Annotated in this window: 11 protein-coding genes and 1 pseudogene; 6 read left to right on the forward strand and 6 right to left on the reverse strand. The window is 48.2% G+C overall.

Annotated elements, in window-relative coordinates; all coding sequences use genetic code 11:
- The 6 genes and pseudogenes from RMO84_RS16865 to RMO84_RS16890 form a co-directional block, all read right to left on the reverse strand.
- Window positions 1-298 (reverse strand): annotated as a pseudogene (locus tag RMO84_RS16865) (hypothetical protein); the annotation flags it as partial.
- Complete coding sequence (locus RMO84_RS16870) at window positions 258-650, reverse strand: DUF2301 domain-containing membrane protein (protein ID WP_310489596.1); 393 nt, start codon at window positions 648-650, stop codon at window positions 258-260. The gene RMO84_RS16870 and the pseudogene RMO84_RS16865, both read right to left, overlap by 41 nt.
- Before the next feature lie 51 nt (window positions 651-701).
- Window positions 702-1,472 carry an RDD family protein gene (locus RMO84_RS16875; protein WP_310489597.1) on the reverse strand — a complete coding sequence of 257 codons (771 nt, stop codon included), beginning with the start codon at window positions 1,470-1,472 and terminating at the stop codon, window positions 702-704.
- An 87-nt stretch (window positions 1,473-1,559) separates the two neighbouring features.
- The gene (locus RMO84_RS16880; protein ID WP_310489598.1) at window positions 1,560-2,510 is read right to left on the reverse strand and encodes a hypothetical protein; all 951 of its coding nucleotides are present in this window, start codon (window positions 2,508-2,510) and stop codon (window positions 1,560-1,562) included.
- Window positions 2,511-2,673: 163 nt separating this feature from the next.
- Complete coding sequence (gene rseP, locus RMO84_RS16885; RefSeq protein ID WP_310489599.1) at window positions 2,674-3,765, reverse strand: RIP metalloprotease RseP; 1,092 nt, start codon at window positions 3,763-3,765, stop codon at window positions 2,674-2,676.
- Window positions 3,766-3,793: 28 nt separating this feature from the next.
- A complete protein-coding gene (locus RMO84_RS16890) occupies window positions 3,794-3,916 on the reverse strand; it encodes a hypothetical protein (protein ID WP_310489600.1) in 123 nt (40 codons plus the stop codon).
- A 53-nt stretch (window positions 3,917-3,969) separates the two neighbouring features.
- Between RMO84_RS16890 and rpsO the strand changes: the two genes are divergently transcribed.
- The 6 genes from rpsO to RMO84_RS16920 all read left to right on the forward strand — a co-directional run bounded on the left by rpsO (window position 3,970) and on the right by RMO84_RS16920 (window position 7,096).
- On the forward strand, window positions 3,970-4,248 hold the full coding sequence (gene rpsO / locus RMO84_RS16895) for a 30S ribosomal protein S15 (protein ID WP_310489601.1): 279 nt from the start codon (window positions 3,970-3,972) through the stop codon (window positions 4,246-4,248).
- A gap of 55 nt (window positions 4,249-4,303) precedes the next feature.
- On the forward strand, window positions 4,304-4,414 hold the full coding sequence (locus RMO84_RS16900; protein ID WP_396135887.1) for a hypothetical protein: 111 nt from the start codon (window positions 4,304-4,306) through the stop codon (window positions 4,412-4,414).
- Between the two features lie 95 nt (window positions 4,415-4,509).
- A complete protein-coding gene (locus RMO84_RS16905) occupies window positions 4,510-4,986 on the forward strand; it encodes a PAM68 family protein (RefSeq protein ID WP_310489602.1) in 477 nt (158 codons plus the stop codon).
- Between the two features lie 67 nt (window positions 4,987-5,053).
- A complete protein-coding gene (gene lpxA, locus RMO84_RS16910) occupies window positions 5,054-5,851 on the forward strand; it encodes an acyl-ACP--UDP-N-acetylglucosamine O-acyltransferase (protein WP_310489603.1) in 798 nt (265 codons plus the stop codon).
- A gap of 174 nt (window positions 5,852-6,025) precedes the next feature.
- Entirely contained in the window at window positions 6,026-6,403 is a 378-nt protein-coding gene (locus RMO84_RS16915) for a hypothetical protein (RefSeq protein ID WP_310489604.1), read from the forward strand.
- A gap of 153 nt (window positions 6,404-6,556) precedes the next feature.
- A complete protein-coding gene (locus RMO84_RS16920; protein WP_310489605.1) occupies window positions 6,557-7,096 on the forward strand; it encodes a Dps family protein in 540 nt (179 codons plus the stop codon).
- Window positions 7,097-7,460 lie beyond the last annotated feature (364 nt).

Here is a 7,460-nt window from a genome sequence, read left to right on the forward strand (position 1 = left end):
AATTTTTTTGTGACTCGCGCAACGCCCCTTCTTGCGCCGACCCTGCAATAGTTGCTAAACCAATAGTGGATAGATCAGCAAGACTTTTTATGGGGGAAATGCCGTCATTGCAAACTACTAATTCGCGCACGCTCTGATAACTGGGGCCAAATTGTAGCGTTGCAGGATTTTTCTCAAGACGTAAGGGAACGGCAGCCAGATGGGCCTGATGTTTGCGTAAGGCTGGAAGTACCTCGTCTTGGGGTAAGGGAATAATTTCAAGCGTGGAATGTAATCGTCTGGTAAACAATCGCGCCAATCGGTTGCCGATAATAGAGCGAAAAAGCGATCGCACTCGCACAACCGATCGCCCAAAATATTTGCAATGTTCGATGCAAAAACACCATGTAAATATGAATATTTGCCAGCGCGATTCCTAAAGCAACTGCAAAGGTCGTCGCTAACAATGTCAGTAAATTCAATAGAGTTACTCGATCGATCGACTCCGCACCGCCTAATACGGCAATCGTTCCGATCCCAAAACTTATCGCTGCCACCATTAAGGCAGTGCGATAAATTACTACTCCTTGACGATCGGCTGTGGTAATTGTAAACTCCCCAAACTGACCTTGATAGGTGACTGGTGCCAGATTTGATTCGATGGTTTGCATAAATTTAGAGCCGATAAATTTAGTAAAATGCTAATTTAAATAACCGCTCTACTAGCTGCGAAATTGCTGCTGATAAGCGAGGAAAATTGCTTCGATTGTCAGATGCGCGTCGGTAGTGGGTAATCGATCTGTAAGTTCGAGTCGCGTTAATAATTGCTGTGCCAATCGATCGCTGACTTGTATTTTGGCGGCTGGTGTCAGATTGGGATAGCGGTAGAGATATTTACGAATCGTGGCAAATTCATCGGGCGTTAGCGATGCAATCCGTCCGGTGGCGATTAATCGCTCGGCAAGATCGGTTGCTGCTGGTGAAATCGCAATCTTGTTCGCGCTTACGGCTTGTCCTTCTTGGATCGAGATCGTCCCTGCGACCCAATCGCCGAGGCGTTTTTCTTGGGATGTAAATAAGATCGATATTAACCCCAAAAAGAAGAGATCGTCGATCGGTCGTAGCAGCGATCGAATAATTGATTGTTGGATACCAACGTTGCGACCGTCATCGCGAATTACGCGAATTTTCACGTATCTTTTGCCAGGAGTTTGACCGCGCCACCAGGTTTCAAATAATACGAAATAGCCAATATAAACGCTAAACAAAATCAAGATTTGAATTGCTGTCAACCATTGCCGGATCGGATCGGTTCGCAGCCACGGGACTTGGGAAAATAGAAATGCCCACGCTAACAACACGAACAACAGTGCCAAGCCCCAAATGACATAATCAATAATTAATGCCTGAGTACGATTGCCGATGCCAGCCAAAATAAATTCTAACTCGACACTTTCTGGTGTTTTCGCTTTGACCCGATTTAAGAATTTCATATGGTTGAGGATTGGCGATCGCGATGGACGAAACACTGGTGCTAGTGTTGTTAGTCTGAGTTGCTGAATATTCGATCGCCACCGAACCTAGATAACTAAGTCGTTGCCTTCGCGCCGATTGCGTAAGTCAAAATAGACGATCGCTTTAATTATCTGCCAAAATGGCATCAGTAATAACTCGATCGCCAGCGTCAAGACCGTGCCTACGATAGTTAAGATTCCGCCGATAAATTGGGTTGAGGCATCGCTCGATAGAATCGGATTGGTCATCATTGAACCCAGAAAGCTCGGGATACTACTGACAGTATTCAGCGGTGCCACGATTAAGAACGCGATCGTCATAATTAGCAGGACATTGCCGACCGCACGACCAGTCAATTGGCGACTGCGACGAATGCTAAAATTTGCGGAAGTCGTAGACTCGACGGCTAAGGGTAATTCGGCTACGAACCAATAAGCATAGTAGCGGAAGATAATGGCTATCCACACCACGAATAAGCCGATCGTCAACAACCCAATGACGAACGCAACGGCGGTATCAGTGGGGGATAGCTTGAAAACATAAAGAAGTGCTGCTACCACCAGAAAAATGAATGCCAGCAACACGACACCGGCAATCAGACTTACCAAGAACAGACACAAAATCAACAACAAGTTCAGCCGCAAAAATGCCCAGGTACGCGGCAGTAAATGTCTAGTGGCATCAGCAAGCGTTTCTGGTGCATCGATCAGTTCTTGGTAGGCTAATCGGCAGATCGTCGCCCGATCGGTAGCGTATTTAGCCATGAAGTAAAGCACGACCGCGAGCGTGCCCAACCCCACCGGAATCTTCACCACCTCCGATTTCGTGACATCGTAAAGCCTGCCACCGAGTGCGACTAATCCGAATGAAGCTGCTCCCAAGGCGAAGATCCAGGCGATCGCGCGTAGGGATACCAGCAAATAACGTTTGAAGTTAGATTTGTAGAGGGTCGTACTGGTGGTAATGACGTTACCAATACTTAAGGTACCAACTGGATCGGAAGTATTTTTTGCCATAGATCTAGCTTGAGATGGAGCGATTGTGGTGATGTTCTAAAGATCGCTTTCGACACAACCTCCCCATCGCAGCTAGCGTTCGATCGACAGGAGCTACAAGCACAAAGTCAGCTTGACGCGGCTACCACTCGAAATTGCCCATGCAGATCTCCCTTCACCGCAGCTACTTAAAGAATTGCTGCACGCTGGACAGATTAGCTGTATCGCGAATGATTAGAAATACACCTAATCCTAGCAGTAAAAACAAACCCGTCTGCATGACAGTTTCTTGCAATTTCATCGGTAGTGGTTTGCCCAGTACGCCTTCAAACAATAAAAAGGCTAACTGACCGCCATCCAAGGCTGGTAGGGGCAAAATATTCATTACGGCCAAATTGATGCTGATCAGTGCGCCAAATTGCAGCAATCCAGCACTATTTGTCGAGGCGATATTCGAGCCGATTTCGACAATTTTGATCGGCCCAGCGATTTGGGTAGCCGTATCGCCAAAGTTAGTGACTAATTGCGACAATCCTTGAAAAGTCAGCACCACCACTCGCTCGAATTCATTCGCGCCTTTAACTAGCGCGTCGATCGGGCTGACAGATCGCTCGATAATGATATCGGCATTTGGTGCGAGTTTAACGCCGATTTGGCCTTTGCCTTCAGCATTGGCATCGGGGGTGACGCGAATATCGATCGTGGTGGCACCGCGTTGGACGGCAAAAGTGATGGGGATTTGGGGATGATCCTGAATTTCGGCCATCAGCTTGACGATCGCGGGTTTGCCCTCACCCAATGGCTGTTTGTCTACGGCGACAACAATATCCTTGGCTACGAGTCCGGCTTTGCCTGCTGCCGTACTCAGATTGTCAGCAATACCTGCGATCGCGACCCCAGGATGATAATTAATTTGTTGAAATCCCGTGACGCTGACTTGGACGACCAATAAAAAGTAAGCAAAAATCAGGTTGGCAATCACGCCCGCACTAATGACGATCGCCCGATCGAGCACGGGGCGGTTGCGCAGTAAATTGGGATCGGTGGGCGGAATGTCGCTATCGGGATCGTCATCGGGGAAGCCGACGAAACCACCAAGCGGCAGAGCGCGCAGGGCGTACTCGGTCTGTTTGCCTTGATATTTCAATAATACTGGCCCAAATCCGAGCGAGAATTTATTGGCATAAATCCCCTGCAATCTGGCTGCCAAAAAGTGTCCCAGCTCGTGGACAAATATTAATAATGCTAAAACGCCGATCGCCGCCAATGTTGACATATTTTCTCTTACGTTTGACCTACTATCCTCATTTTAATCGGCGATGGGGAGTGTGGGGAAATCGGCTGGCGATCGGCACGCTGACATAAGTGCCGCAAACTGGCTCAGATGATGCGGGATCGATCGTTGCGGCTGGGATAGTCAAATCCAAGAGGAAATGCTAAGATAGTAAGTTGCAAAATTTAACTATAATTTTCAGTATTCATGGCTTTAACACAAGAACGCAAGCAAGAGATCGTGTCACAGTATCAGTTGCACGCAACCGATACAGGGTCTTCCGACCTCCAAGTCGCCCTGCTGACTGAAAAAATCAATCGCCTTAGCGAACACCTCAAAACCAACAAAAGCGACCACGCTTCCCGTCGCGGCTTGTTAAAAATGATCGGTCAACGCAAACGCTTGCTCGCCTTCATCCAGGTTGACAGCGTCCAACGCTACCAAAATCTCGCCGACAAGCTCGGAATCCGCCGCGTCAAAGACTAGTAGTAGCGAACACCTCAAAACCAACAACAGCGATCGTGTTTACCGTCGCGGCTTGTTGAACACGATCGGTCAACGCAAACGCTTGCTGGCATTCATCCAGGTTGACAGCGTCCAACGCTACCAAAATCTCGCCGACAAGCTCGGAATCCGCCGCGTCAAAGACTAGTCTGCCAATTGTCACTAGTCGATCGTGGCTAGCGACTAAAAAATTCTCTACGCTCTCCTCCCGCTCATCACCAAGCTCAAAGCCAAACAAGCCTTATGCCTGAGGACAACTCCCGCCCATCTGTCCCGTTTGAACCACGTCCCAACAAGCAGCGCAAACCCGCAGCCAAAAAAGGGACACCGATCGTCAAACCCCAGACTGCCACGCCAGCAATGGCGGAGCAGGGTTCTGGTTACATTCCCGATGTGGTGAGCAAACGGATGATTCGGCGGGTGCTGGTATTTTGTGGCATTCCTGTCATCACAGGGATGGGGATCTTTTTGGTCAGTTATTGGATTATTGCCAACCACTTTTTCAAAGTTCCCAATACCGTCGTCTTGCTGACGAGTATGGCGTGTTTGGGATTGAGTGTGTTGGGATTGACCTATGGAATCCTCTCGGCCTGTTGGGACGAGGAAGCAGATGCCAACGGTAGTCTCTTGGGATGGACGGAATTTAAAATCAACTTTGGGCGGATGGCAGATGCCTATCGAGCTTCCAAACAGATGCAACGCAATCGCGACTTTGAGTAAGGTGCGCCGATCGAGGTGCGCCAGTCGGGTATAATATGTGCGGCAATTAGCTCTATGTTCCCCGTCTATGCAGATCCATCCCACCGCCGCGATCGAACCTGGGGCTAAAATTGGCCAGAATGTCACGATCGGCCCATTTTGCTACATTCGACACGATGTCGAAATTGGGGATAATTGCATTCTCGATGCCCATGTCACTTTGCTCCCGTACACCTCGATCGGGCAAAATTGTCACCTGCATAGTAATGTCGTCATTGGCGACTTACCGCAAGATTTAGCATTCAAAGACGAGCCGAGTTACGTCCAAATTGGCGACAATTGCAGCATTCGCGAAGGTGTAACGATCCATCGCGGTACCAAGGCGGGGACGGCAACGATCGTCGGTAATAATTGCCTCCTGATGGCCTATAGTCACCTCGCACACAACGTCCGGCTCGGTAATGATATTATCGTCGCCAATGGTGCCCTCCTGGCGGGATATGTCGAAGTTGGCGATCGAGCTTTTATCAGTGGCAATTGTTTGGTACATCAATTCGTCAGGATTGGCAGATTGGTGATGATGGCTGGCGGTTCTGCCGCTCAAAAAGATATTCCTCCGTTTTGCATGACGCGTAGCACCACGCTTAACAAAGTGATGGGTCTAAATACCGTCGGCTTGCGCCGCGCGGGATTGACAGCAGCCGACAGGCTGACGCTCAAACGTGCTTTCAAAATTCTTTATCAATCAAATCTACTCATTCCCGAAGCTTTAGCAAAACTAGAGGCGGAATTCGATACGGAGTTAGTCCGCGAAATTTGCGATTTTATCAAACATTCGCAGCGCGGCATCGCTAGTTATGTCCGTCAACGGCAGCGTGAAGAATAAATAATTAACACCTAAATTCACCGATCGATTTAATCCTCGAATCTCTATCTCTCTGTCGATCGACAGAGATTTTTTTGGCGATTTAAAGCAATAAATCTGTCTATCGATCGATTTGGCGATCGGGTGATGTGGAGTATAACAAAGAAGGTGAAACCTACAGATAAATTTAATACCATGAAATTCAATATCGACAATTTAGTCGATCGAATCCAACACCAACTTACCAAAATCATTGGTGGGTTATTGGTACTTACTCTAATCTGGCCAGGGATCGTTTTCGGTGGCAATATAGCAGTTGCCGCTCCACTTCTAGCCACAGACAACGACCGCGCTCCCGCTCGCCTCAGCGATAAACTCGGCCAAGCTAGAGATGCGGCTAAGGCGGAGATCGACTATGCGAAAACGCCAATCCAAGATCGGCCACAGGAAGCTAAGGATAAGGTTAATGATGGCATGAATTATACGCCAAAATCGCCTACTGAGAACCAAGACCGTGCTAGAGATAATGGCGACAATATCGCTGAAAAGGTAAAAAACTTCTTTGGCAAATAGTTGTTAGAGCTTGGCTATATTTTGTAAATTAATTGCAAGGCATAGCCGAGGATCGCGGATTGAAACTCGTACGCTATTCTCAAAAAATCTGCTATCGTACCGCGAACGGTACATTCCGAACTAACTAAACAAACATTCTAGGAGAATATAAAGATGCGTCCGATTAATATTGGCTTGAGCGACGAACAGCGTCAAGGTGTCATCGATTTACTCAATCATGACTTGGCAGATTCCTATCTGCTGGTAGTTAAGACTAAAAAATTTCATTGGGACGTAGTCGGCCCCCAGTTTATCTCGCTCCACGAACTTTGGGATAAACAATATGTAGCTATTTCTGCCAACATCGATGCGATCGCTGAACGCATCCGCGCCTTGGGTGGTTATCCGATCGGCACGATGAAAGGTTTCTTAGAATTTGGTACTTTGGCCGAAGAGCCGGGAAATATCCCAATGGCCACCGGCATGGTATCGGCACTGGTTAAAGATCACGAGCAAATCGTCCGTAACTTGCGCGAACATATCGACAGTTGCAGCGAAAGCTATCACGATGAAGGTACGGCAGACTTCTTGACTGGCATCATTGAGCAGCATGAAGAAATGGCTTGGATGTTGCGCTCGTTTATCGAAGGCGAAGCTCTGGCTACAAACGGTGCTCGCCCCGATCTCGAAAGTAAATCTCCAGTTGGCGTCTAGCTTTGAGCCAATCTCTAAGAGGCTGTTTGAAAAGTTTTATTTGTTACGATCGTAGACCTGAATCCCCCCTTTTTAAGCTACCGTGTATACACATCTTTGGTGAAAAGCGAAATTGGTGTGAATCCCCCTAAATCCCCCTTAAAAAGGGGGACTTCCGGATCTTTTTCCCCCCTTTTCAAGGGGGGTTAGGGGGGATTCAGATCTCAAAACGAAGTCCGACAGACTTGTGTATACACCGTAGCCCTTTTTAAGGGGGGCTAGCGGCTCGCGCACGCCTTTATTCTCCGACGGTTTAGCGACCCAAATCACGCGGAGGTTCCCGACCCATGGCTTTGGGTCAAGACAGCGAGACAAGACGGGGGGG

The organism is Chamaesiphon sp. VAR_69_metabat_338 (genome assembly GCF_031423935.1).
Lineage (GTDB): Bacteria > Cyanobacteriota > Cyanobacteriia > Cyanobacteriales > Chamaesiphonaceae > Chamaesiphon.